Below are 23,536 nucleotides of genomic sequence, written 5' to 3' on the forward strand. Positions count from 1 at the left end.
CGAAGCGACGAAGCAATCCAGGCTGGCGCCGGAGAGAGATTTCTGGATTGCTTCGCTACGCTCGCAATGACGAGGAAAGAGCGCCCTACTTCACCTCCGCCAGCGCCGCGAGGATGCGGGCCCAGGAACGGATGCCTTTCTGGAAACTGCGGAGGTCGTACTTCTCGTTCGGCGAGTGGATATTGTCGTCGTCGAGGCCGAAACCGACGAGCAGCGAATCCAGCCCAAGCGTACGCTTGAAGTCCGCGACGATCGGGATCGAGGCGCCCGAGCCCATCAACACGGTCTCCTTGCCCCATTCCTCGGTCAGCGCGGTCTTGGCCGCGGCGAGCGGCTTCATGTTCCAGTCGAGCGCAATCGCAGGCCCGGCAGAGTGGTCGCCGAACTCGACCTTGCAGTCTCCCGGAATGCGCGCCGTCACGTACTCACGGAAAGCCTTGCGGATCTTTTGCGGATCCTGCCCTTCGACCAGTCGGAACGAGACCTTGGCCGAGGCGTGCGACGGGATCACCGTCTTCGAGCCCTCACCGATATAACCGCCCCAGATGCCGTTGACGTCGCAGGTCGGACGCGTGGAAGCTTGCTCGACCAGGAGCCTGCCCTTCTCGCCGGCCGGTATCGATAGCCCAACGGGCTTGAGGAATGTGTCCGGCGTGAAATCGAGCTTCTTCCACTGCGCGAGAATATCCGGCGGCGTGTCCTTCACCCCATCATAGAAGCCCGGAATGGTGATGCGATTGTCGTCGTCGAACAGCGCGCCGAGAATTTTGGTCAGCACCCGGATCGGGTTCATCGCGCTACCGCCGAACACGCCGGAATGCAGGTCGCGATTGGCGGCGGTGATCTTGAGCTCCTCATAGAGCAGGCCGCGCAGCGAGGTCGTGATCGCCGGCGTGTTGCGGTCCCACATGCCGGTGTCGCAGACCAGCACGTAGTCAGCCTTAAACTCGTCCTTGTTGGCTTCGATGAAGGGCACGAAGTTCTTCGAGCCGACTTCTTCCTCGCCTTCAATCAAAAACGTGACGTCGATCGGCAGCGACCCCGTCACCTTCTTCCAGGCGCGGCAGGCCTCGACGAAGGTCATGACTTGGCCCTTGTCGTCCTCGGCGCCGCGCGCCACGATGATCTTGCGGCCATCGGCATGGTCGGTCACAACAGGCTCGAATGGCGGGCGGTGCCAGAGCTCGAGCGGATCGACCGGCTGCACATCATAGTGGCCGTAGAACAGCACATGCGGACGGCCGCCCGCGAAGCTCTTGCCGACGACCGCGGGATGGCCGGCGGTTGGCCTCACTTCAGTGGCAACGCCGAGGCTCGCGATGTCCCTGGCAAGATGCTCGGCCGCCGCCTTGCAATCGGCCGCGAAGGCCGGATCGGCGGAGATCGACTTGATCCGCAACAGCGAGAACAGGCGCTCCAGGCTGTTGTCGAACTCCTTATCGATGTGGTCGAGCACGGATTGAAGCTGCGCATTTGCCATTGGTCGTATTCCCTGCGTTCGAATCCCAAGACGTCGGGGCTCAAGATGCCTTCTCAAGAACTATCGGCTTTTAGCGCTGCCGCGGCGTTGGGGCCAGCCGCAACCGGCGGATGCCGGATGTGCCATGCGAGACTAGCTGCGAGCACCGCCGTGGCGACGAGGTTGTTGCCCCAGGCCTGCAAGACATTTGGAAACCACGGCAGCGCCAGCAGCATGAGGATGCCGGCGGCGCCAAGGGCGAGCCAGGTTCCCAGGCGCACGTTCGCCCGCTCGTCGAAGGCGGCACGATGCATCAGCACCGTCATCGGGAAGAACAGCCACATGAAGTAGTATTGCCGCGCCAGAGGCGATGCCACCGTCATCAGGCAGAACAGGATGCCGAGTTCCTCGGCGTCCGAACGCGCCGTGCGCCGCGCTTGCCGTGGCATGACCGCGACGAAGCCGAGTCCGAGCAACGCCGACAGCGCCAGCACGATCCAGTTCGCCGTCCTGTAATCGACGTCGATGACATTCATCGTGCGCGGCGGCTTGCTCGGATCCTCCTGATTGTAGTTGATTGGCCGGACCAGCCGGTGCGTGACAGCAATGAGTGACTGGTTCACCCACGACCAGTTCTGCTCGTCGCGCTGGCCAAATCCTTTTTCCGAACTCGACCCGACCATGCCCTGATACCAGGTCTTGACCTCGGCGGCGTTGCGCTCGAAGCCGCGAATGGGGGCCGGCACGATATAGAGAAGTATGCCGGCGAACGCGACCGTAGCGACGGCGGCTCCCCACTTTCGCCGCCAGACCAGATAGGGCAGCACCGCAATGGGAAACACCTTGATGGCGGCGGCGAGCGCGAACATGAAGCCTGCGAGCCAGGAGCGCTGATGCTGCAAACTCCAGAAGCCGTAGAGCATCATCGCCAGCAAGACGAGGTTCGGCTGGCCAAGATCGAACATGTCGAACACGAAGGTCACGGTGACGAGAGCGGGCAGCGCCTCCAGCCAAGGGCCAGGCGTCCGGCCCGAACCGCTCATGGCATTGGAGAGCATCCCGGTGTACCACCACGCCGCAATATTCAGGATCGACAGCACGCTGTAGAGCGCGATCTTGCCGAACCAGCTCGGGACTGCCAGCAGGATCGCCGGCAGCGGTGGGTAGATGAACTCGAAGTACTGGTGGATATCGCCGGGATAGAGCGGCCCACCCTTCAAGACCTGCTGCCCGGCCCAGTACCACAGGCCGTAGTCCTTGGTCTTGCCGTGCCCGAAGATCTCGGGACCAAGGACATCGGCAGCCAGGATGAAGCAGCAGAGCAGGAAGAGCAGGTCGAGTGGCGCACGCAACGACAGGGTTCGGAGTGCGCCGGATCGAACGAAAGATTTAGGTGAGGTCACGATGTGGTCCAGTCAGGGGCCATAGCACCTAGCAGACCAACGAACGCTTGGAGAGTCCTGATCACCCGAATTTGTACCCGCCGCGCACAAGCGGCGGGTTTGCGGAGGAGTTGCCTCAAACGAGGCTTTCTGCCTACCTGCGCAGCAAGCCGCCGAGCGCGCCGCGGACCAGCGTGCGGCCGATCGAGCCACCAAGCTGGCCGGCGACGGACTTGCCGATATTGGCCGCCATCCCCCCGATTACCTGATTGGTGACCGATCGGGTCACGTCGCGGGCGATGACCTGGCCCGTCGAGAGGCGGCCGCGCTTGACGTTCGTGCCGAAGATGGTGCCGACCATCGAGCCGATCTGGCCGAGGATGCCACCGCCTCCAATGCCGCCAGCCGCGCCGGGATCGGCAGTCGCCGCCGTGCCGGCAATGCGCTTCTGGATCATCTCGTAGGCGGACTCTGCATCAACGGCGGTGTCGTATTTGCCCTTCACCGGGCTTGCATCCATGATCGCCTTGCGCTCTTCCGGCGTGATCGGTCCGATCCGGGCCGATGGCGGCCGGATCATCACCCGCTCGACCATCGCCGGCGTGCCGTTGCCTTCGAGAAAGGACACCAGCGCCTCGCCCTTGCCGAGCTCCATGATCACCTTGGCGGTGTCGAGCTTCGGGTTGGGGCGGAAGGTCTGGGCCGCAGCGGCGACCGCCTTCTGGTCGCGCGGGGTGAAGGCGCGCAGCGCGTGCTGCACCCGGTTGCCCAATTGTCCGAGCACGCGGTCGGGCACGTCGACCGGGTTTTGAGTCACGAAATAAACGCCGACGCCTTTGGAGCGGATCAGGCGCACCACCTGCTCGATCTTGTCCATCAGCGCCTTGGGCGCGTCGTTGAACAACAGATGCGCCTCGTCGAAGAAGAAGACCAGCTTCGGCTTGGGCAGGTCACCGGCCTCGGGCAGCTCCTCGAACAATTCCGACAGCATCCACAGCAGGAATGTCGCGTAAAGCCGTGGGCTCTGCAGCAGTTTGTCGGCGACGAGGATGTTGACCATGCCGCGGCCGTCGCGGTCGGTCTTCATGAAGTCCTTCAGCGTCAGCGCCGGCTCGCCGAAGAATTTGGTGGCGCCCTGGTTCTCGAGCACCAGAAGCTGGCGCTGGATGGTGCCGACCGTGGCCTTGGTGACATTACCAAAACCCTGCGCCGCCTTCTTGATCTCGGCAAGCGGACTGTCCTCGGCATCCGTCCCCTTCTTGCCCGCATCGGGCACGATGGCATCGAGCAGCGCGCGCAGATCCTTCATGTCGATCAGGGTCAGCCCGTTGTCGTCGGCGACGCGAAAGGCGACGTTGAGCACGCCTTCCTGCACGTCGTTCAGGTCCAGCATACGTGCGAGCAGCAGCGGGCCCATTTCTGTGACGGTCGCACGGACCGGGTGGCCCTGCTCGCCGAACACGTCCCAGAACACCGTCGAGAACTGGTCGGGCTCGAACGTCAGTCCCATCTCGGTGGCGCGCTTGACGATGAAATCCGCGGGCACGCCGACCTCGGAGATGCCCGAGAGGTCGCCCTTGATGTCGGCCGCGAAGACCGGAACACCGGCGCGCGCAAATCCTTCCGCCATAACCTGCAGCGAGACCGTCTTGCCGGTTCCGGTTGCACCTGTGACGAGGCCGTGGCGATTGGCGAACGCCAGCGTCAGCCAAGCCTGCTCGTTTCCTTTACCGACGAAGATTTTGTCGTCGGTATCACCGAGCTTGCTGTCCTGTGCGGTCATTATTCCCTGATCTCTCTGCCCTGTTTCGCATATCGAAATTCGAATGCACAGTTCCGTAGTTTAACGCATGTCGCGCGCTGATTGAAACCATTCAACGCGCTCCGGGCATGCGACATCGTCGGAAATATGCAGGTGGACATCCGCCGAAAGTAGGAAGGACGCATTCGCATCGCGGCATTTTTTTGCCGATTTCATCTCCGCTCTTGCATCACTGCAACACTTCTCGCGCGTTCGAGAATGAATCGGAACGTTGATGGCGTTCATCGCTTGTATTTCACACCACACCGGCTCAAGATCATTTTCGAAAGCAATACTCCGGCATGTGAACCGGCTGAGGGGCGGCCATATGGACGAGCTAATCGGGCGGCTGGCGACAAACGCCAGCATAGATAGTGCTGTCGCCGAAAAGACCGTCGGCATTATCTTGGGCTTCCTCCGCAACGAGGGTCCTTCCGACAGCGTCCAGGTCCTGATCGACGAGATTCCAGGTGCAGAAGCGGCAATCGAGGCATCCGGCACCGGCGGAGGACTGTCGCGGCTGATGGGCGGCGGCCTGATGGCGGTCGGCACGCGCCTGATGGGCCTGGGACTTGGCATGTCCGAGATTCAGAACATCGCCCGTGAACTTTTTCGCTTCGGCCGAGACAAAATCGGAGCGGATCAGATGGGCAAGATCATCGCGGGGACCCCGGGCCTCAGCCAGTTCGCCTGACGCCTGCGCATTTCACATCGAGTATCATGACATATCCGATCTCCGAGATTGAGGGCCTGTCGGCCTTTGCCGCCAACAAGTTGAAGGCGCAGGGTATCCGCACCACCGACGCGCTGCTCGAGGCGGCTTCGACCGTGAAGGGCCGCAAGGCGCTCTCCGCGAAGACCGGCATCAGCGAGCAGTTGCTGCTGGAATGGGCCAACGTCTCCGACTACATGCGCATCCCCGGCATGGGCAGGGCCAAGGTCGGTCTGGTCCGCGCCGCCGGCGTCACCACCGTGCGCGAGCTCGCCTACCGTAACCCGGCAAGGCTCGCCCAGAGCATGCGGGACGCCAACGAGAAGAAAAAGCTGCTCCGCATCCTGCCCTCGGAGAAGTCGGTCGGCGACATCATCGCCAAGGCGAAGAAGCTGCCGCCGAAGATTTCGTATTAGGACTGCTGCTCTCCGCATACGGGGTGGGCGCTACTCTCTCGGCATTGTTTTGCCCGATGAGCAACAATGCATCCCAACTCTGCCGTCATACCCCGCGAAAGCGGGGTATCCAGTACGCCGCGGCTCCTCCGTATCGCGGCACTGTCTCTGGATACTGGATTGCCCGCTTTCGCGGGCAATGACAGCGAGGGTGTGCGACGCCCTGCCCAAACGCTGGCAACCCACGCCTTCCCGTCTTGACTCCCCCTCCCCGACCGCTAAAGCGGGCCGCATGAATGCCTCGCACTCCCCATCCGTCCCGGCGGCCGGTTCAGTCGGGCCTGACGTGCTGCGGACGCTGCTGGAGCGGCCGATCCCGGCGGTGATGGGCGTGCTCAACGTCACCCCGGATTCATTCTCCGACGGCGGCGAATTCATCGCGCCCGAGCAGGCACTCGCGCGGGCGCGGGCGATGATCGAGGTGGGGGTCGACATCATCGATATCGGTGCCGAGTCCACCCGGCCCTACAAGGGCGCCCGGCCGGTCACCGCGGCAGACGAACTGGCCCGGCTCAAGCCGGTGCTATCGGACATCGTGGCGCTCGGCGTGCCGGTCTCGATCGACAGCATGAAGGCGGAAGTGGTGGCCTTTGCGCTCGACCAGGGCGCTGCGATCGCCAACGACGTCTGGGGCCTGCAACGCGACGCCGGCATGGCGCCGCTGGTGGCCGCGAGGAGCGTCCCTGTCATCGTCATGCATAACCGCGACAGGGTCGATCCCGCCATCGACATCATTGCGGACATGAAGGCGTTCTTCCAGCGCTCGCTGGATATCGCGGCACAAGCCGGCATCGCCCGCGACAAGATCGTGCTCGATCCCGGCATCGGCTTCGGCAAGACGGCAGAACAGAGCATGATTGCGCTGGCACGACTTCGCGAGCTCGACATGTTCGGCCTGCCGATCCTCGTTGGTGCCTCGCGAAAACGCTTCATCGCCTCGGTGTCGCCGTCGGAGCCGACCGAGCGGCTCGCCGGCTCGATCGCCGCACATCTGCTCGCCGCACAACGCGGCGCGAAAATCATCCGCACCCACGACGTCGCCGAGACCTTGCAGGCCCTGCGAGTGGCGCACGCAATCGAGAGCAAGCCATGACCGATACGATCTTCGTGAGCGGCCTGTCGATCCATGCCCGCCACGGCGTGATGGAGCACGAGACCGAGGTCGGCCAACGTTTTGTCATCGACCTCGAGCTCTATACCGACCTGTCGGAGCCTTCGCGCAGCGACCGGCTCGCCGACACTGTGTCCTACGCCGACGTCGTGGCGACCACCACCGCGGCCTTCAAGAACACCAATTACAAGCTTCTGGAACGCGCGGCCGGCGCGGTCGCCGATGCCATCCTGTCGCACTTTCCGCGCATACGTGCGGTCAAGATCACCGTGCACAAGCCGCATGCGCCGATCGCCGCCATCTTCGACGACGTCGGCGTCATGCTGACGCGCTCGCGGCACCCCTGACATGGCGAGCGTCCTGATTGCGCTCGGCGGCAATGTCGGCGATGTCCGCGCGACCTTCCAGAAGGCAATCGCCCATATCTGCGGCATGGCGCAGGCCGCTTTGATCGCGCGCTCGTCGGACTATGCGACGCCGCCCTGGGGCGACGAGGACCAGGCTCCCTTCATCAACGCCTGCATCGAGATCGAGACCAGCCTTGATCCGCATGCGCTCCTGTTCGTGATGCAGAAGGTCGAGCAGAAATTCGGCCGCACCCGCGATAAAGAGCGGCGCTGGGGCCCGCGCACGCTCGATCTCGACATGATCGCCTATGACGATGTGTCGATGCAGAAGCCTGACCTGACCCTGCCGCATCCGCGCCTCGTCGAGCGCGCCTTTGTGCTGGTGCCGCTGGCCGAGATCGCACCCGACCGCGTGATCGCAGGCATTCGTGTCCGTGACGGTCTCGCCAGCGTCTCGACACAAGGCATTGAGCGGCTTCCGGATACCGGTTAACCAAAAACAACCGTTTGCAGGGACGGCCGGCCGTGGCAATTTCGCCTGCGAACAACAAGATTTTCGGGAGCCCTTCGCCGCATGACCTCCGCGACTGACGACCTGCCGCTGGCGGCGGATTTTCCCAAGGCGACCGTCGACGACTGGCGCAAGCTGGTCGATGGCGTGCTAAAGGGCGCGCCGTTCGAGAAGCTGGTCGGCAAGACCTATGACGGACTCAAGATCGATCCGCTCTATCCGCGCGCCAAAGGTGTTGCGCCCGTGGTGGGCCGGCCGGCGGCGGCGCCCTGGCGGATCATGCAGCGGATCGACCATCCCGATGCAAGTGCGGCGAATGCGCAGGCACTGACCGATCTCGAAAATGGTGCGACGGGTCTGGCGCTGGTGTTCGCCGGCGGCAATGCCGCTCACGGTTTCGGGCTGGAACCGACCGCAGACGCAGTCGCAAGGATCTTGAAGGACGTCCATCTCGATGCCGGCATCGGCCTCGAGCTCGAGATCGGTCCGCAATCACGGATGGCGGCGATCCACGTCGCGGAATATGTGAAGAGCAAGGGCATCGATCCCGGGGCCTGCGACATCCGCTTCGGGCTCGATCCGCTCGCGGCCTGCGCGGTGTGGGGCCACAGCCCCTATACCTGGGATGAGATCGTTCCGGCCATCACCGGCGGCGTCAAGGGCCTCTCCGCGCTCGGCTTCAAGGGGCCGTTTACATCGGCCGACGGACGCGTGATCCACGATGCCGGTGGCTCGGAGGCGCAGGAGCTCGCCTTCGCGCTCGCCTGCGGCGTCGCTTATTTCCGCGCGATCGAGGGCGCGGGCGTTCCTCTGGAGCAGGCGCAGGGCATGGTCTATGCGCGGCTTGCCGCAGATGCAGACCAGTTCCTCACCATGGCAAAATTCCGCGCATTGCGGCTGCTGTGGGCGCGTATCGAGACGGCGTGCGGGCTCACGCCAAAACCGCCGTACATCGCCGCCGATACCGCCTGGCGCATGCTGACGCAGCGCGATCCCTATGTGAACATGCTGCGCGCGACCATGGCAACGTTTGCGGCCGGACTTGCCGGTGCCAACGCGGTCACCGTGCTGCCGCATACGCTGGCGCTCGGCCTGCCCGATCCATTCGCGCGGCGCGTGGCGCGCAATACTCAGCTCGTGCTGCTGGAAGAGAGCAACCTCGCCAAGGTCAGCGATCCCGCGGCAGGCGCAGGCGGCATCGAGACGCTGACCGGCCAGCTCTGCGACGCGGCCTGGGCGCTCTTCCAGGAGAGCGAGAGAGCCGGCGGCGCCTTCGCTGCGCTTCAGCAGGGCCTGTTCCAGAGCAAGGTCGCGGCTGCGCGAAAAGCCCGCGACGCCAACATCGCAAAACGCCGCGACGTGCTGACCGGCGCCAGCGAGTTTCCGAACCTGCACGAGAACGAAACTGCGGTGTTGAAGGCGACGCCGATCGCGCTGGCGCCTTATGGCGAGCAAAAATACAAGTTCGACGCGCTGCCGCCGATCCGGCTGGCGGAACCGTTCGAGGCGCTGCGGGACGAATCCGATGCGGCCTTGAAGGCACACGGTGCGCGGCCGAAAGTGTTCTTGGCCAATCTCGGCACGCCCGCTGATTTCACGGCGCGCGCGACCTTTGCCAAAAGCCTGTTCGAGACCGGTGGCATCCAGGCCGTCGACAGCCAGGGCTTCGCCGATCCGGCCCAGTTGGCTGCCGCCTTCAAGGCCTCCGGCGCCGGGCTCGCCTGTCTTTGTTCCAGCGACAAGGTTTATGCGGAACACGCCGAAGCCGCGGCGCAGGCCCTGCAAACCGCCGGGGCCCGACTTATCTATCTGGCAGGCCGCCCGACCGAGGCCGAGGCGGCGCTGCGTGCAGCCGGCGTCACCGGCTTCGTCTTTGCCGGTGCCGATGCGCTTGCGACGCTGCAAAACACGTATCGACGGATGGAGCAGCTATGACGGAAGCAGGCAAACCCGTTCTCACCGGCGGCTGCCAATGCGGGGCAGTGCGCTTTGGAGTCATGACGGCGCCGAACAGGGTTTCGATCTGCCACTGCCGAATGTGCCAGAAGGCCAGCGGCGCGCCGTTCGCCTCTTTTGCCGACATCAACAAGACGGACTTCGCCTGGACCAAGGGAAAGCCGTCGTTCTTCCGCTCCTCTTCCATCGCCGAGCGCGGCTTTTGCGCCGCCTGCGGCACGCCGTTGAGCTTCGGCCGCATCGACGGCGACCGCATCGAGATCATGACCGGCGCGTTCGACCGCCCGGACCACGTGGTGCCGACGCGGCAGTTCGGCACCGAGTCCCGTCTCGGCTGGGTGGTCGGGATCGCCAATCTTCCAAGCCAGACCACGCAGCAGAATTACGGACCGGAGAAGATGGCGACCATCGTCAGCCATCAGCATCCGGACCATAATTGAGCGCCTATGATATGGTTGAATCCATGAGCCGCATTCCTGATTTCGCAGACATCGCGTTCGAGCGCACCACAAGCGCCGCGCCATCAGGCAGCGCCGAGCCGTGGCTGACGCCCGAGGGCATTCTGGTGAAGTCCGCTTATAGCGAGACCGATCTGGCCGGGCTCGACTTCCTCGAGACTTATCCGGGCATCGCGCCTTATCTGCGCGGCCCCTACCCGACCATGTATGTCAACCAGCCTTGGACCGTCAGGCAATATGCCGGCTTCTCCACCGCGGAGGATTCCAACGCGTTCTACCGCCGCAATCTCGCGGCCGGACAGAAGGGCCTCTCGGTCGCGTTCGATCTCGCCACCCATCGCGGCTATGACAGCGACCATCCGCGCGTCGGTGGCGACGTCGGCATGGCCGGCGTTGCCATCGATTCCATCTACGACATGCGCACGCTGTTTGCGGGCATTCCGCTCGACCAGATGAGCGTGTCCATGACCATGAACGGCGCGGTGCTGCCGATCCTCGCGCTCTACGTTGCGGCCGCCGAGGAACAGGGCGTGCCGCCGGAGAAGCTCTCAGGGACCATTCAGAACGACATTCTGAAAGAGTTCATGGTGCGCAACACCTACATCTATCCGCCCGCGCCTTCGATGCGGATCATCTCGGACATTTTTGCGTATACCTCGCAAAAAATGCCGAAATACAATTCGATCTCGATCTCCGGCTATCACATGCAAGAGGCCGGCGCGACGCAGGACCTCGAGCTCGCCTATACGCTGGCCGACGGCGTCGAATACCTTCGTGCCGGCCTTGCGGCGGGCCTCGATGTCGACCGCTTCGCGCCGCGGCTGTCGTTCTTCTGGGCGACCGGGATGAACTTCTTCATGGAAGTGGCCAAGATGCGCGCCGCGCGGCTGCTCTGGGCGAAGCTGCTGAAGCCTTTCAATCCGAAGGATCCGCGCTCGCTGTCACTGCGCACGCATTGCCAGACATCCGGCTGGTCGCTGACCGCGCAGGACGTCTTCAACAACGTGATGCGCACGACTGTGGAAGCGATGGCGGCGACGCAAGGCCACACCCAGTCGCTGCACACCAATGCGCTCGACGAGGCGCTCGCTTTGCCGACCGACTTTTCGGCGCGCATTGCCCGCAACACGCAGCTCTTCCTGCAGCACGAGAGCGGCACCACCCGCATCATCGATCCCTGGGGCGGCTCGTATTATGTCGAGCGTCTCACCCGCGACCTCGCCGCCAAGGCCTGGGGCCACATCCAGGAGGTCGAGGAGCTCGGGGGTATGGCCAAGGCGATCGAGGCCGGCGTACCGAAGCTGCGCATCGAGGAAGCCTCGGCCAAGACCCAGGCCCGCATCGACGCCGGCAAGCAGGCGGTGATCGGCGTCAACAAATACAAGCCGACGGACGAAGCTCCGATCGATATCCTCAAGGTCGACAATACCAATGTCCGCCGGCTCCAGATCGACAAGCTGACGCGGCTGAAGTCCGAACGCAACCAAAAGGACGTCGAGGCCGCGCTCGCCGCGCTGACGCGCTCGGCGGGCGAAGGCAACGGCAATCTGTTGGCGCTGGCCATCGACGCTGCGCGCGCGAAGGCAACCGTCGGCGAGATCTCGGACGCGATGGAGAAGGTGTTCGGCCGGCACCGCGCCGAGATCAAATCCATCACCGGCGTCTACAAGCGGGAGGCGTCCAGCATGGGTAACCGGGTCGAGAAGGTTCAGGCGCTGATCGACGCCTTCGAGGAGGCGGAAGGCCGCCGTCCGCGCATCCTGGTCGCAAAAATCGGTCAGGACGGTCACGACCGCGGCCAGAAGGTGATCGCGTCGGCCTTCGCCGATATCGGCTTCGACGTCGACATTGGGCCGCTGTTCGCGACCGCCGACGAAGCCGCGCGCCAAGCGGTCGAGAACGACGTCCACATCCTCGGCGTCTCCTCGCTTGCCGCCGCCCACCTCACCGCAGTGCCGGAGCTCAAGGCCGCGCTGAAGAAGCAGGGCCGCGACGACATCATGATCATCGTCGGCGGCGTGGTGCCGCCACAGGATTACGATGCGCTCTACGCGGCCGGCGCGGAAGCCATCTTCCCGCCGGGCACGGTGATCGCGGACGCGGCCGAGGAGCTGATCCGCAAGCTGAACGCCCGGCTCGGGCATAGCGAGGCGGCAGAGTAATTCGGCCGCCGCTCGGCAATCCGCCCATTCTTCACCGAGACCGCCGACAACGACGCCGCCATGACCGCAATGGTGAAGGGGGTGACTGCATCGCTCATGGTCTCAAAGATGAAGCGCGGTGCGAGCGCGACTGCGACGACTGGTTCGCGGAATTGAAGCGGAGCCTGCTCAGATGGGCGCGGTGACGTTTGCGTCCTCAACCGAGGCGGGCAAGACTCCCGGCCTCGCCTTCCACTATTCCACGCATGAGGGCCGCGTTGCCCGCAGAGCGCTGGTAGCGCTACCTTGCAGCCGCGCTGCAAAGCCGACTAGAATGTCGCCATAGACAAGAGCGCCCGACGTCGTGGGCGCCGCTGGGAGGCATTGATGTCCAAGATTACGCGCCGCAGCTTTGCGGCTTCATCTGCCGCAGTCGCGGCATCCGCCGCATTCGGTCTCACACCCGTACGCGCGCAAGCCTATCCAGCGCGGCCCGTCACCGTGATCGTTCCCTGGGGCGCGGGCGGCGGCACTGACGCGACCGCGCGCATTGTCGCAGCGCTTCTGGAGAAGGATCTCGGCCAGCCTTTCAACCTGGTCAATCGCACCGGCGGCTCCGGCGTCGTCGGCCATACCGCGATCGCGACCGCGCAACCTGATGGCTACACCATCGGCATGCTCACCGTCGAAATCTCGATGATGCACTGGCAAGGGCTGACGGAGCTGGCGCCGAAGAGCTACACCCCGCTGGCGCTGATGAACGAAGACCCCCCGGGCATCCAGGTCTCCTCCTCCTCGCCCTACAAGACGGTGAAGGAGCTCGCGGAAGCCATCAAGGCGGCCCCTCCCGGCAAGTTCAAGGCCTCCGGCACCGGCCAGGGCGGCATCTGGCATCTGGCGCTGGTCGGCTGGATGCAGGCGATGGGCCTGCCTGCCAACCAGGTCGCTTGGGTGCCGTCCAACGGCGCCGCACCCGCGATGCAGGACCTCGCCGCCGGCGGCCTCGACCTCACCACCTGCTCGGTGCCGGAAGCCCGCGCCATCATCGAGGCCGGCAAGGCCAGGAGCCTTGCTATCATGGCGCCGGCGCGCAATCCCATCTTCAAGGACGTGCCGACGCTGAAGGAGGCGATGGGCATCGACTACGCGACCGGCGCCTGGCGCGGCATCGCCGGGCCGAAGAACCTGCCGCCGGAGATCGCAACGAAGCTCACCGCGGCGCTGCAGAAGGTCTACGACTCCGCCGAGTTCAAGGACTTCATGAGCAATCGCGGCTTCGGCACCGTGTGGGGCGATGCCGGCCAGTTCGCAAGCTTCATGGACAAGGGCGACGCCCAGATGGGCGAAGCGATGAAGGCGGCGGGTCTGAGCAAGGCGTGATCTTGTCACCTCTCCCCGCTTGCGGGGAGAGGTCGAATTTGAGCGCAGCCCAAATTCGGGTGAGGGGGAGTCTCTCCAAGTCCAGCTTTCACCGCCAACGCGGACGCAGCCCCGGACTCCACCCTCTCTCCGTAAGAACGGGATGAGGGATAAGAAATCTCATAGGATCCTCCCATGCGCCTTCCCGACTCCGTCACGGGATCGTTTCTCGTCGTGCTCGGCACAGCAGCCGCCTATGGCGGCTGGCTGCTGCCGCCGGTGCCCGGGCAGCCGGTCGGCCCCAACGTATTTCCGCTCGTGATCGGCATTGGGCTTGCGCTGTGCGGGCTCGCGATCGTGTTCGGGATCGGTCACACCTTCGAAGAGGCGGAAGAGCTGATCCCGCTCGAGGATGGCCAGGCAGCGGCTGCCCCGCCGCCTCAGGGAAAGTTGTACGGCCTGCGCGCGCTGCTGCCGCCGGCGCTGTTGCTGTTCTACGTGGTCGCGGCCGACCGGCTCGGCTTCATCATCACCGCGGCGATCATGGTCTACGTCACCTCGACCGCGTTGGGGGCAAAGTGGAAGCTGGCGCTGCCGCTCGCAGCGCTGGCGCCGTTCGCCATCCACCTCATCTTCGGCAAGCTGCTGCGCGTGCCGCTTCCCGCCGGCCTGTTGCCGACACCCTGGTGACCCCATGCTGAAAACCCTGATTGAAGCGTTCGCACTGATCTCCACCTGGGAGGTCATCATCGCGATGTTCGCAGCCTCGGTGTACGGGCTCGTGATCGGCTCGCTGCCGGGCCTGTCGGCGACGATGGCAACCGCCCTGCTCGTCCCCGTCACCTTCTATCTCTCGCCGATCGCGGCGATTGCGACCATCGTGGCGGCCTCCTCGATGGCGATCTTCTCCGGCGACATCCCCGGTGCGCTGCTGCGCATCCCCGGCACGCCCGCCTCCGCCGCCTATGCCGACGAGGCTTACGCCATGACCCGGAAGGGACAGGCCGAGTTGGCGCTCGGGGCCGGCGTGTGGTTCTCGGCCGTGGGCGGCATCGCCGGCGTGCTGTCGCTGATGATTCTGGCGCCGCCGCTAGCCGAGATCGCGCTCTCGTTCTCGACCTTCGAGTATTTCTGGCTGGCGCTGCTCGGCCTGATGTGCGCGACGCTGGTGGCGCGCTCCTCGCCGGTGAAGGCGATCGCCGGCATGTTCCTCGGTCTGCTGGTCTCCTGCGTAGGCATCGAAAATCCCGGCGGCGTGCCGCGCTTCACCTTCGGCCTCACCGATCTGTTCGGCGGCATCGAGCCGATCCCCGCGCTGGTCGGCGTGTTCGCGGTCGCCCAGGTGATGCGCGCGATGCTGACGCCCGAGCCGCCGCCGCTGCCGCGGCGCAAATTCGGAAGCATCATGGCCGGTCAGTGGAAGCTGACCAAGAAATACCATTGGCAGATGACGCGCGGGAACATCGTCGGCATCATCATCGGCGTGCTGCCCGGAGCCGGCGCCGACATGGCCGCCTGGGTGTCCTATGCGATGTCGAAGCGCTTCTCCAAGGAACCGGAGAAATTCGGTACCGGCCATGTCGAGGGCCTGGTCGAGGCCGGCGCCAGCAACAATGCCAGCATCGCCTCGGGCTGGGTGCCATCATTACTGTTCGGCATTCCCGGCGACACCATCGCTGCGATCGCGATCGGCGTGCTCTACATGAAGGGGCTCAACCCCGGACCGACGCTGTTCACCGAGAAAGCGTCGAGCATGTACGCGATCTATCTGATGTTCATCATCGCGAACATTTTGATGATCCCGCTCGGAATCGCCATGATCCGGGTTGCCGCCTACATCCTGCTGGCACCGCGCTCCGCCATCATGCCCATCATCATGCTGTGCTGCGCAGTCGGCTCGTTCGCTATCGGCAACAACATGTTCGGCGTCGTCACCGTCGCCGCCTTCGGCGTGATCGGCTATGTCATGGAAGCCAACGGTTATCCCGTCGCCGCGATGGTGCTCGGCATCGTCATGGGCACCATGGTCGAGCAGGCCTTTGTCACTTCGCTGATCAAGTCGGACGGCAGCATTTTGCCGTTTTTCGAGCGCCCCGTGGCCGCGATCCTCGCCGCCATGGCGATCGGGGCGCTGCTGTGGCCGGTGATGGTCTGGGCGTGGCGAAAGCTGAAACCGGTGCGGACCGGAGTGGCGGCGACATCCCGGTGATATCGGGCGGGCGGCCCTCGCCTGCCCCACGCGGGCGTTGTAAAGCAGGGCATGGTTGAGAAAAAGCCTTCACTGGACATCAAATCCCTCGCCCATGACCTTCGCGCCGGCAGCCGCGCGGCGCTGGCGCGGGCCATCACGCTGGTCGAGAGCCGGCGCAGCGACCATCAGGCGCTGGCGCGCGAGCTGGTGCAGATGCTCTTGCCTGACACCGGCAGAGCGCTACGCGTCGGCATCACCGGCTCGCCCGGCGTCGGCAAATCCACCACCATCGACGCGCTCGGCATCCATCTGATCGAACAGGGTCACAAGATCGCGGTGCTCGCAGTCGATCCGTCCTCAGCCCGCAGCGGCGGCTCGATCCTCGGCGACAAGACGCGGATGGCCCGGCTGTCGGCTTCCGACGATGCCTTCATCCGACCCTCGCCGTCCTCGGGCACGCTCGGCGGCGTCGCGGCCAAGACACGCGAGGCGATGCTGCTGTGCGAGGCGGCCGGCTTCGACGTCGTGCTGGTCGAGACCGTCGGCATCGGCCAGTCCGAGACCGCGGTCTGCGACATGACCGATTTCTTCCTGGCCTTGATGCTGCCAGGCGGCGGCGACGAATTGCAGGGCATCAAGAAGGGCCTGGTCGAGCTCGCCGACATGATCGCGATCAACAAGGCCGACGGCGACAATCTCAAGCGCGCCAACATCACCGCCGCCGATTATCGCGGCGCGCTGCATATCCTGACGCCACGCTCCGAGCACTGGCATCCGCCGGTCGAGACCTATTCGGCGCTGACTGGCGACGGCATTGCGAAGATCTGGCAGAAAGTCCTCGATCACCGCAAGGCGATGAATGCCTCCGGCGACTTCGCCGCACGGCGGCGCGAGCAGCAGGTGAAATGGATGTGGTCGATGCTGGAGCAACGCATGCTGGCGCGGTTGCGCAGCGAGGCGTCGGTGCGAACCAAGGTCCGGAAGATCGAGACCGAGGTGGCCGACGGCCATCTCACGCCGGCGCTCGCCGCCGAAAAGATCCTGGAGTTGCTGCAATGAGCGACAAGCTCCGCGTTCTCCTCACCGCCTTCGGCCCGTTCCCCGGCGCGCCCTACAATCCGACCCAGCCGCTGGTCGCCCGGCTGGTGCAATTGCGCCGTCCCGCACTCGACGATGCCGCGATCTCCAGCCACATCTTCCCAGTCACCTATGCCGCGGTGGACCGGCAATTGCCGGAGGTGCTCGCGAAAGAGAAGCCCGACGCGCTGCTGATGTTCGGCCTCGCCGCACGCACGCCCTATCTGCGCATCGAGAGCCGCGCGCGCAACGCCGTCACCATGCTCTGGCCCGATGCCGCCAACACCCGCTCGAGCAAGCGCGGCATCGCCGGTAATGCGGACGCGCTGATTTTCGGCCCGCACACCGCAAGGCTGCTGCGCGCCGCCCGCCTCACCGGCATCGACGCGCGGCCCTCGCGCGACGCCGGCGCCTATCTCTGCAATTACCTGAGCTGGCGCGCGATCGAAAACGTCAGGGGCGGCGGGCCAAAGCTCGCCGCATTTATCCATATTCCCCTGCTCGCGCGCAGTGGCGCCGTGCGCCGCAAGGGCGCGCCGCGGATCACGCTGGAGGAACTGGTGGACGCCGGGGAAGCGATGCTGATGGAGATGGTACAGTTGGCACGGAAGGCTCGGAACACGACTGTGTAAACATTTAACCCTACCGCGAACAATCCTCACGCGACTAGCCGCCCTGCGCTACCTAACCAGCGCGGACCCCCGCGTCCGCCGGAGGACGCGTCATGGACCTCAATCGCCGCCATCTCATTGGAGCATCGACCGCAGGCCTCGCCGGCGCGCTCGCGATACCAGCCGACGCAGCGCGTGCGGCGCCGCTGACGTCGCTGCTCGGCCGCGATGCCACGCAATATGGCGTGCGGCCCGGCAGCAGCGAGGATCAGACCCGCGCGCTCCAGCGGGCGATCGACGAGGCTGCGCGGGCGCAGATGCCGCTAGCGCTGCCACCCGGCATCTACCGCAGTGGGTTGCTACGCTTGCCAAACGGCGCGCAACTGATCGGCGTGCGCGGCGCGACAAAATTCGTCTTCACCGGCGGGGCCTCGGCGATCCAGAGCGACGGCTCCGATGCAATCGGCCTTTCCGGCATCACCTTTGACGGCGGCGGCATTCCGCTGCCGACGCGGCGCGGGCTGATCCAGATCCTCGGCGGACGCGACGTCCGCATCACCGATTGCGCGATCACCGGCTCCGGCGGCAGCGGCATCTGGCTCGAGCAGGTCTCCGGCGACATCTCGGGCAACATCTTTACCAACATCGCGGTGACGGCAGTGGTGTCGTTCGACGCCAGGGGTCTCAGCGTCTCCCACAACACCATCACCGGCACCAACGACAACGGCATCGAGATCCTGCGCACGGCCATCGGCGATGACGGCACGCTGGTCACCGATAACCGCATCGAGGACATCAAGGCCGGCCCCGGCGGCTCCGGCCAGTACGGCAACGCCATCAACACGTTCCGCGCCGGCAACGTCATCGTGCGCGGCAATCGCATCAAGAACTGCGATTACTCCGCCGTGCGCGGCAACTCGGCCTCGAACATCCACATCACCGGCAACAGCGTCAGCGATGTGCGCGAGGTCGCGCTCTATTCGGAATTCGCTTTCGAGGCCGCGGTGATCGCCAACAACATTGTGGACGGCGCCGCGGTCGGCGTCTCCGTCTGCAATTTCAACGAAGGCGGCCGCATCGCCGTGGTCCAGGGCAACATCATCCGCAATCTGATCCCGAAGCGGCCGATCGGCACCGCGCCGGATGACGATGCCGGCATCGGCATCTACATCGAGGCGGATTCATCTGTCACCGGCAACGTGATCGAGAACGCGCCGTCCTACGGCATCGTCGCCGGCTGGGGCAAATATCTCCGCGACGTCGCGATCACGGGCAACGTGATCCGCAAGGCACTGGCCGGCGTCGGGGTGTCCGTCGTGCCCGGCGCCGGCACCGCGCTCGTCAACAACAACATGATCTCGGAAACCCCGCGCGGCGCCGTGGTCGGGCTCGATCATGCGCGCGCCGTGACGTCCGATCTGTCGGTGGACGGCGCCCAGCGGTTTGCGCAATTGGTGGTCGGCGGGAATGCGGTGCGGCGATAGCTGCCGCTGCTCGCCTCCTCCCGAACGCTAGAACGCGTTCCGCAGCAGTGGATACTTCGCTTCGAGCCCGTCGAGGCTGAAGGTGAACTCAACCAGGCGCTCGGGGGCTGCGACAATTTCGGCTGCCGGCGGAGAGAACTGCGGCAGAAGCGCCGCCATCGCAGCCAGCGCCTTGGGCGCTGCCGTCGCGGCCGGCACCTTGGGCCCCGTCATCGCGACGGGCGCGGTGGGCGGCGCCATGGCAGCCGGCACTTGGAGCGGTGCCATCGGGGCAGGCGCGGCGACCCGCGCGGCCGGGGCTTCGGAGATGTCGGCGAGAACGCCCGGCTTGGGATCGAGCCTGACCGGCACTGCGGTCTCCGGGACGATGTGCACGGCCTTCGGTTGCACTGTCTGCGCCTGCTGCTCGCGCGGAAACATGCGGGGCATGGTCGCCGGCGACCAGCCGAATGCGGGCGACACGCTCGCGGCCGCCGTGGCGACGTCAGCGCCGGTGGCAAGGGCGCGCCAGGTCTGGACGGCGAGCTTCGCTTCCTGGATGTTTTCGAGAAATGCGATCTCGGAGTGATAGCGGCGCCAGCGCCCGGTCTCGAACATCTCGGAGAGATGCACCAGCCGCTGCTCGGCGAGAGCGCACCAGCGTGCCGCAATGTCGCGGCCAATAGCCACGTCGCGAATAGCCTCTTGGCGATGTGTCATAAATCAGCCCGTCAGGAGAAAATACGGACGCGACGCAACGCACACGAATCAATTTAGACGCGACGTGAATATTTTGTGGAAAAGTTTTGACTTGTCCAGCAACGACGATGTTTTCGTCGCCAAACTCCGTAGTCGTGCGGAGATTCAAGCGGTTTTGGAGTCAAGCTTCGCACAAGCATAGCGCGCTTGCGGCGTGCCGGCGGAGCAGTGGCGATGAGTGAGCCACGATCTCTCAACCGGAAGCTGATCTCGCGCAGGCTTCGAGGGATTGGACGCCCAAAAAGAAGACCCGTCCGGGGGGACAACCGGACGGGTCGAGCCATATGGGCGCTTGGGGTGGATGGGCGCTCGCGCCTGATATGACTTATGGGGAGGGATAACCGCTCCCACATAATTTGGTCGTGGCAGCGGGCCGAACGTTCAATGCGGCGTTTGATTTTTCAACCTTCGCGCCGCGCGCAAAGTTGTCGGAGCCGCTATCGCGTCGCCGGCCTATCCGCCTGAGAAACCGTGGCTTTATCCTCGGTGCTCGACAACGAGGGTTGCTCTAATGCGCGGATGCCAGGCTCGTCGCGACGCTTCTCGATATCTTCACGTTTTGTTGTACCGGATGCGGCCGCGACCGGCGTCGCGCCGGCGGCGGGAACGGCCATGACCGCGGCAAACGCGTCGGCCTCGCCATCGCCGAACAGATCATCACGCCCGGGTGAACCGAGGTCACGCGCCGTCTTCGCCACCGTCGTGCGCAGCGCTTCCGGCTTCAAGGCGGAGTTGCGCTCGAGCAGCAGCGCCGCGACGCCGGAGACATAGGCGGCCGAGAACGAGGTGCCCGAAGTCATCTGGTATTTGCCGTCAGGCGCCGGCAGGAAGATATCGACGCCGGGGGCCGCGACCGCGATGTAGTTGCCACGGTTGGAGGCGGTGAACAGCCGGTCCTGCTGGTCGGTTGCGCTGACCGCGATCACGTTGGGATTGGCGGCCGGATAGAGCGGCGGCGACTTCGCGCCGGCATTGCCGGCGGCTGCGATCAGCACCAGGCCACGCGCGGCGGTCGCCGCGATGGCCCGCTCGATCACCGCGTCTTTGGGACCGGCAAAGCTCATGTTGACGATCTGCGCGCCGTGCTCGGCGGCATAGTTCAGAGAGCGCAGGATGATGTAGGACGAGCTCTCGGCCCCGCCGGTGGTGCCGCCGAAGGCGCGGATGGCGATGATGCGCGCCTCGGGCGCGCTGCCCATCAGCTTGGCATGCGCCACGATGGCGCCTGCAATGCCGGTGCCATGAATGTGCGGGCCTTCGGCGCTACCGAGCGCATCGAAATTGTCGGCAATGGAATTGGCAAGTTCCGGATGTCGGGCGTCGATGCCGGAGTCGATCACAGCAACCGTCACATTCGCGCCATGCGCGAGAGTATGTGCCTGCGGCAGGCGGAGCTTGGCCAGCGCATATTGCGCGGGATCTCCCTCGGTCGGCACCGACGATTTCTGGTCCTGGAGCAGGTAGCGGAAGTTCGGCTGGACCGAGCGCACGCTGCCGTCGGCCGCGAATTCACGCCGCACCGTCGCGGAGGGCCGGCCGTCGGTGATGCGGAACAGTCCGAACGTTGCCCCGATCAGCGGAAAATTCTCGGAAGTCACGCGAGTCAGGCCATGGCGACGCGCAAGCTCGTCGGCCTCGGTCGACGACAGCCCGCCATCGATCTCGGCGACGAATTCGTCGGCGAAGGTACGCAAATCCGCGGCGACGGGCGCGTTGTTGCCGCGCCGCTTTCCGGCGGTCTTCTTGCCCGATTTGCCCGAGCCATCGCCGCCTGCGTTCTGCTGCGCCAGGCATTCGCCGGCGGCGTCGCGATCGGGCGCGGTACAGGCGGGATAGAGGTTCGGGGAGTAGCGCGCATAAGGCAGCACCGGCGTCGGCCCCATCCGCGCCGAAATCCTCGTCGTCACGATCGGACCGGGACCGCGGCCGACGGCCACCGCTCTGGCTGCAACGCCCGGACTGACGCGTGCGGCGATGCCAGGAGAAATGGTCGGCATTCGGGAGGGGACGCTGATCGTCGGCGTGCGCATGATCGCCTGCGCCTGCGCAACCTCGACGCCGAAACAGGCGGCGAGCAAAAGCGCGGCTGCGACCGACGAAGCGCAGACCCCGGCTCTTACTCCACTTTCGGACTTGCGCGTCATCAGCTTGGAAGCGCCTTACGGCGCCGCGACGGCGAGGTTGACGAACTTCTCGCGCTGCATCTTGCCAAGCAGCGAGTTGAGTTCGTCACGGCTCATCGCCTTGTCGAACTGGAGGCGGAACATGCCGCCCTTGGCATCACCGATGATCGAAGCCTGGTAGCCGTCGAGCAATGCGGTGATGTCGGCGACGCGCGCCTCGGGCGTGAAGCGTACCAGCGCGCGCGCTGGCGGGACGGTCGTGCCGAGGTCGCGTGTGATCGGAGCGCTGGTCGAAAGCGAAGCAGTCTGGAAGGTCGCAGTCTGGGTCTGCGTCAACACCGCGCCGATGATTCCGGCTTGCAGGACGAGGGCCATGGCGCCAAGGCTCGCCGACCAGGCGAGAGTGCGCGGCGACAGGCTCGCAAAGAAGGTGGCGATGCGCGCCGACAGCGGCAGCGAACCGGCCGCCCGCGCGGGCTCGGCGTCGATCGCCGCGAACAGCTTCTGCATCGCGCGCGCCGACGGAGCACCCAGGCTCTCGTTCAGATGAATGGTCTCTTCATACTCGCCGCGGATCGCGGCATATTGCTTTGCGAGCTCGGGATCGCGCGCCAGCGCCTCGTCGACGCGGCGCGCATCGCGCGGGTTCAGCGTGCCGGCGGCGTGCCACGGCAGCAGCAGTTCAATTTCACCGGGCTCTTGCTCCAGCATCTTCTTGCTCAAAGCCATCATGGCCAGCCTCGCTCAATGCCGGCTGCCTTCAGCAGTTCGGCCAATTTCTTGCGCGCATAGAACAAGCGCGTCTTCACAGTGTTCTCCGGGATGCCAACGATTTCGGCCACCTCTTCCACGGATTTCTCGTGGTAGTAGACGAGATCGACGATTTCCCGATGATCCGGCGAGAGGCCCGTCAGACACTCCCGCAACGCTTCACTGGTATCCTTCTTCTGCACCGCCGTTTCCGGATTGTCGGACGTGTCCTCGATCGCGTTCGCGGCGTCGTCGTCCAACTCAAAATCCTTCCTGCGCCGAAGCGCAGACAGGGCCTTGAATCGGGTAATGGCCAGCAGCCAGGTGGAAACGGCGGATCGGCCCTCGAACTTGCCGGCTTGACGCCAGACGTCGAGAAATACCTCACTGATGAGGTCTTCCGCCGCCTGCTCGTCCCGCACGAGCCGAAGGCCGAACCGATACACCCTGACATGGTGCCGCCCGTACAGCACCTGCATGGCGAGCCGGTCGCCTTGAGCGATCCTGGCGATCAGGATCTCGTCCGAAGCCGCTTGTGTCACGCTCAAAGGCCGTCTCGCAAGATTGGTCGGGTCGATGCGGCAGACGGTTCGACGGGAGGGGTAAAATTGTTCAGCCTACCGCAGTCATACGGGAGGCTGTGTGATCTACCCCACATACGCGTAATTTCCTTTTGCCACCCGCGGCTGGGCGCCGCGCTCAAGAACGGTAACATAGTAATGAAGCACTTTCCTGAGCAATGCCGTCCAGCATAGAGGGGCCGACGTGCATGGAACCTTAGCAGCCTAGCACGACATATGTCTTCCGAAGCCCTGCTTTGGCTCGACCGCGTCGCACACGACGCCTCATGGCCGGCAAGTTCCTCGGCCG

21 protein-coding genes are annotated in these 23,536 nt (G+C 65.0%); 14 read left to right on the top strand and 7 right to left on the bottom strand.

The features are described 5' to 3' along the window. Positions 1-85 precede the first annotated feature (85 nt). The 3 genes from IVB36_RS34015 to IVB36_RS34025 all read right to left on the bottom strand — a co-directional run bounded on the left by IVB36_RS34015 (position 86) and on the right by IVB36_RS34025 (position 4,624). Positions 86-1,480 (bottom strand): M20/M25/M40 family metallo-hydrolase, encoded by a 1,395-nt coding sequence (locus IVB36_RS34015; protein WP_018456868.1) that lies wholly within the window; start codon positions 1,478-1,480, stop codon positions 86-88. A gap of 53 nt (positions 1,481-1,533) precedes the next feature. Next, positions 1,534-2,862 carry a glycosyltransferase family 87 protein gene (locus IVB36_RS34020; protein WP_026233257.1) on the bottom strand — a complete coding sequence of 443 codons (1,329 nt, stop codon included), beginning with the start codon at positions 2,860-2,862 and terminating at the stop codon, positions 1,534-1,536. Positions 2,863-2,995: 133 nt separating this feature from the next. Beyond that, positions 2,996-4,624 (bottom strand): helicase HerA-like domain-containing protein, encoded by a 1,629-nt coding sequence (locus tag IVB36_RS34025; RefSeq protein WP_085362366.1) that lies wholly within the window; start codon positions 4,622-4,624, stop codon positions 2,996-2,998. Positions 4,625-4,970: 346 nt separating this feature from the next. Here IVB36_RS34025 and IVB36_RS34030 point away from each other — a divergent pair, with 346 nt between their 5' ends. The 14 genes from IVB36_RS34030 to IVB36_RS34095 all read left to right on the top strand — a co-directional run bounded on the left by IVB36_RS34030 (position 4,971) and on the right by IVB36_RS34095 (position 19,055). Further along, the gene (locus IVB36_RS34030; RefSeq protein ID WP_085362365.1) at positions 4,971-5,336 is read left to right on the top strand and encodes a hypothetical protein; all 366 of its coding nucleotides are present in this window, start codon (positions 4,971-4,973) and stop codon (positions 5,334-5,336) included. A gap of 26 nt (positions 5,337-5,362) precedes the next feature. Next, positions 5,363-5,770: a DUF4332 domain-containing protein gene (locus IVB36_RS34035; RefSeq protein ID WP_007608193.1), complete on the top strand. Its 408-nt coding sequence runs from the start codon at positions 5,363-5,365 to the stop codon at positions 5,768-5,770. A 271-nt stretch (positions 5,771-6,041) separates the two neighbouring features. After that, a complete protein-coding gene (gene folP / locus IVB36_RS34040) occupies positions 6,042-6,902 on the top strand; it encodes a dihydropteroate synthase (protein ID WP_247394557.1) in 861 nt (286 codons plus the stop codon). After that, positions 6,899-7,267, top strand: a complete 369-nt coding sequence (folB, locus tag IVB36_RS34045) for a dihydroneopterin aldolase (protein ID WP_007593547.1) — start codon at positions 6,899-6,901, stop codon at positions 7,265-7,267. The genes folP and folB overlap by 4 nt, the downstream gene beginning before the upstream one ends. Position 7,268: 1 nt before the next feature. Next, a complete protein-coding gene (folK, locus tag IVB36_RS34050) occupies positions 7,269-7,760 on the top strand; it encodes a 2-amino-4-hydroxy-6-hydroxymethyldihydropteridine diphosphokinase (protein WP_247394560.1) in 492 nt (163 codons plus the stop codon). Between the two features lie 81 nt (positions 7,761-7,841). Next, positions 7,842-9,713 (top strand): methylmalonyl-CoA mutase family protein, encoded by a 1,872-nt coding sequence (locus IVB36_RS34055; RefSeq protein ID WP_247394563.1) that lies wholly within the window; start codon positions 7,842-7,844, stop codon positions 9,711-9,713. Next, positions 9,710-10,174 (top strand): GFA family protein, encoded by a 465-nt coding sequence (locus IVB36_RS34060; RefSeq protein WP_247394566.1) that lies wholly within the window; start codon positions 9,710-9,712, stop codon positions 10,172-10,174. Before IVB36_RS34055 ends, IVB36_RS34060 begins: the two co-directional genes overlap by 4 nt. Positions 10,175-10,197: 23 nt before the next feature. After that, a complete protein-coding gene (gene scpA, locus IVB36_RS34065) occupies positions 10,198-12,354 on the top strand; it encodes a methylmalonyl-CoA mutase (RefSeq protein WP_204510679.1) in 2,157 nt (718 codons plus the stop codon). Between the two features lie 366 nt (positions 12,355-12,720). Continuing rightward, a complete protein-coding gene (locus IVB36_RS34070) occupies positions 12,721-13,713 on the top strand; it encodes a tripartite tricarboxylate transporter substrate binding protein (protein WP_247394568.1) in 993 nt (330 codons plus the stop codon). A gap of 174 nt (positions 13,714-13,887) precedes the next feature. Next, on the top strand, positions 13,888-14,382 hold the full coding sequence (locus IVB36_RS34075; RefSeq protein ID WP_007608177.1) for a tripartite tricarboxylate transporter TctB family protein: 495 nt from the start codon (positions 13,888-13,890) through the stop codon (positions 14,380-14,382). 4 nt (positions 14,383-14,386) lie between these two features. Continuing rightward, complete coding sequence (locus tag IVB36_RS34080; protein WP_018456882.1) at positions 14,387-15,901, top strand: tripartite tricarboxylate transporter permease; 1,515 nt, start codon at positions 14,387-14,389, stop codon at positions 15,899-15,901. A 51-nt stretch (positions 15,902-15,952) separates the two neighbouring features. Beyond that, positions 15,953-16,942, top strand: coding sequence for a methylmalonyl Co-A mutase-associated GTPase MeaB (meaB, locus tag IVB36_RS34085; protein WP_018456883.1), 990 nt, complete (start codon positions 15,953-15,955; stop codon positions 16,940-16,942). Then, a complete protein-coding gene (locus IVB36_RS34090; RefSeq protein WP_018456884.1) occupies positions 16,939-17,592 on the top strand; it encodes a pyroglutamyl-peptidase I in 654 nt (217 codons plus the stop codon). The genes meaB and IVB36_RS34090 overlap by 4 nt, the downstream gene beginning before the upstream one ends. Before the next feature lie 92 nt (positions 17,593-17,684). Then, a complete protein-coding gene (locus tag IVB36_RS34095) occupies positions 17,685-19,055 on the top strand; it encodes a TIGR03808 family TAT-translocated repetitive protein (RefSeq protein WP_085352260.1) in 1,371 nt (456 codons plus the stop codon). Positions 19,056-19,082: 27 nt separating this feature from the next. Here the strand turns inward: IVB36_RS34095 and IVB36_RS34100 are convergent, their stop codons facing one another. The 4 genes from IVB36_RS34100 to IVB36_RS34115 all read right to left on the bottom strand — a co-directional run bounded on the left by IVB36_RS34100 (position 19,083) and on the right by IVB36_RS34115 (position 23,214). Then, positions 19,083-19,724, bottom strand: a complete 642-nt coding sequence (locus tag IVB36_RS34100) for a TIGR03809 family protein (protein ID WP_018456886.1) — start codon at positions 19,722-19,724, stop codon at positions 19,083-19,085. A gap of 506 nt (positions 19,725-20,230) precedes the next feature. Further along, entirely contained in the window at positions 20,231-21,937 is a 1,707-nt protein-coding gene (locus tag IVB36_RS34105) for a S8 family serine peptidase (protein WP_247394570.1), read from the bottom strand. Between the two features lie 15 nt (positions 21,938-21,952). After that, on the bottom strand, positions 21,953-22,648 hold the full coding sequence (locus IVB36_RS34110) for a hypothetical protein (protein ID WP_026233260.1): 696 nt from the start codon (positions 22,646-22,648) through the stop codon (positions 21,953-21,955). Beyond that, positions 22,645-23,214 (bottom strand): sigma-70 family RNA polymerase sigma factor, encoded by a 570-nt coding sequence (locus IVB36_RS34115; protein ID WP_007593582.1) that lies wholly within the window; start codon positions 23,212-23,214, stop codon positions 22,645-22,647. The genes IVB36_RS34110 and IVB36_RS34115 overlap by 4 nt, the downstream gene beginning before the upstream one ends. Positions 23,215-23,536 lie beyond the last annotated feature (322 nt).

The sequence above is a fragment of the Bradyrhizobium sp. 35 genome (genome assembly GCF_023073215.1).
Lineage (GTDB): Bacteria > Pseudomonadota > Alphaproteobacteria > Rhizobiales > Xanthobacteraceae > Bradyrhizobium > Bradyrhizobium canariense_D.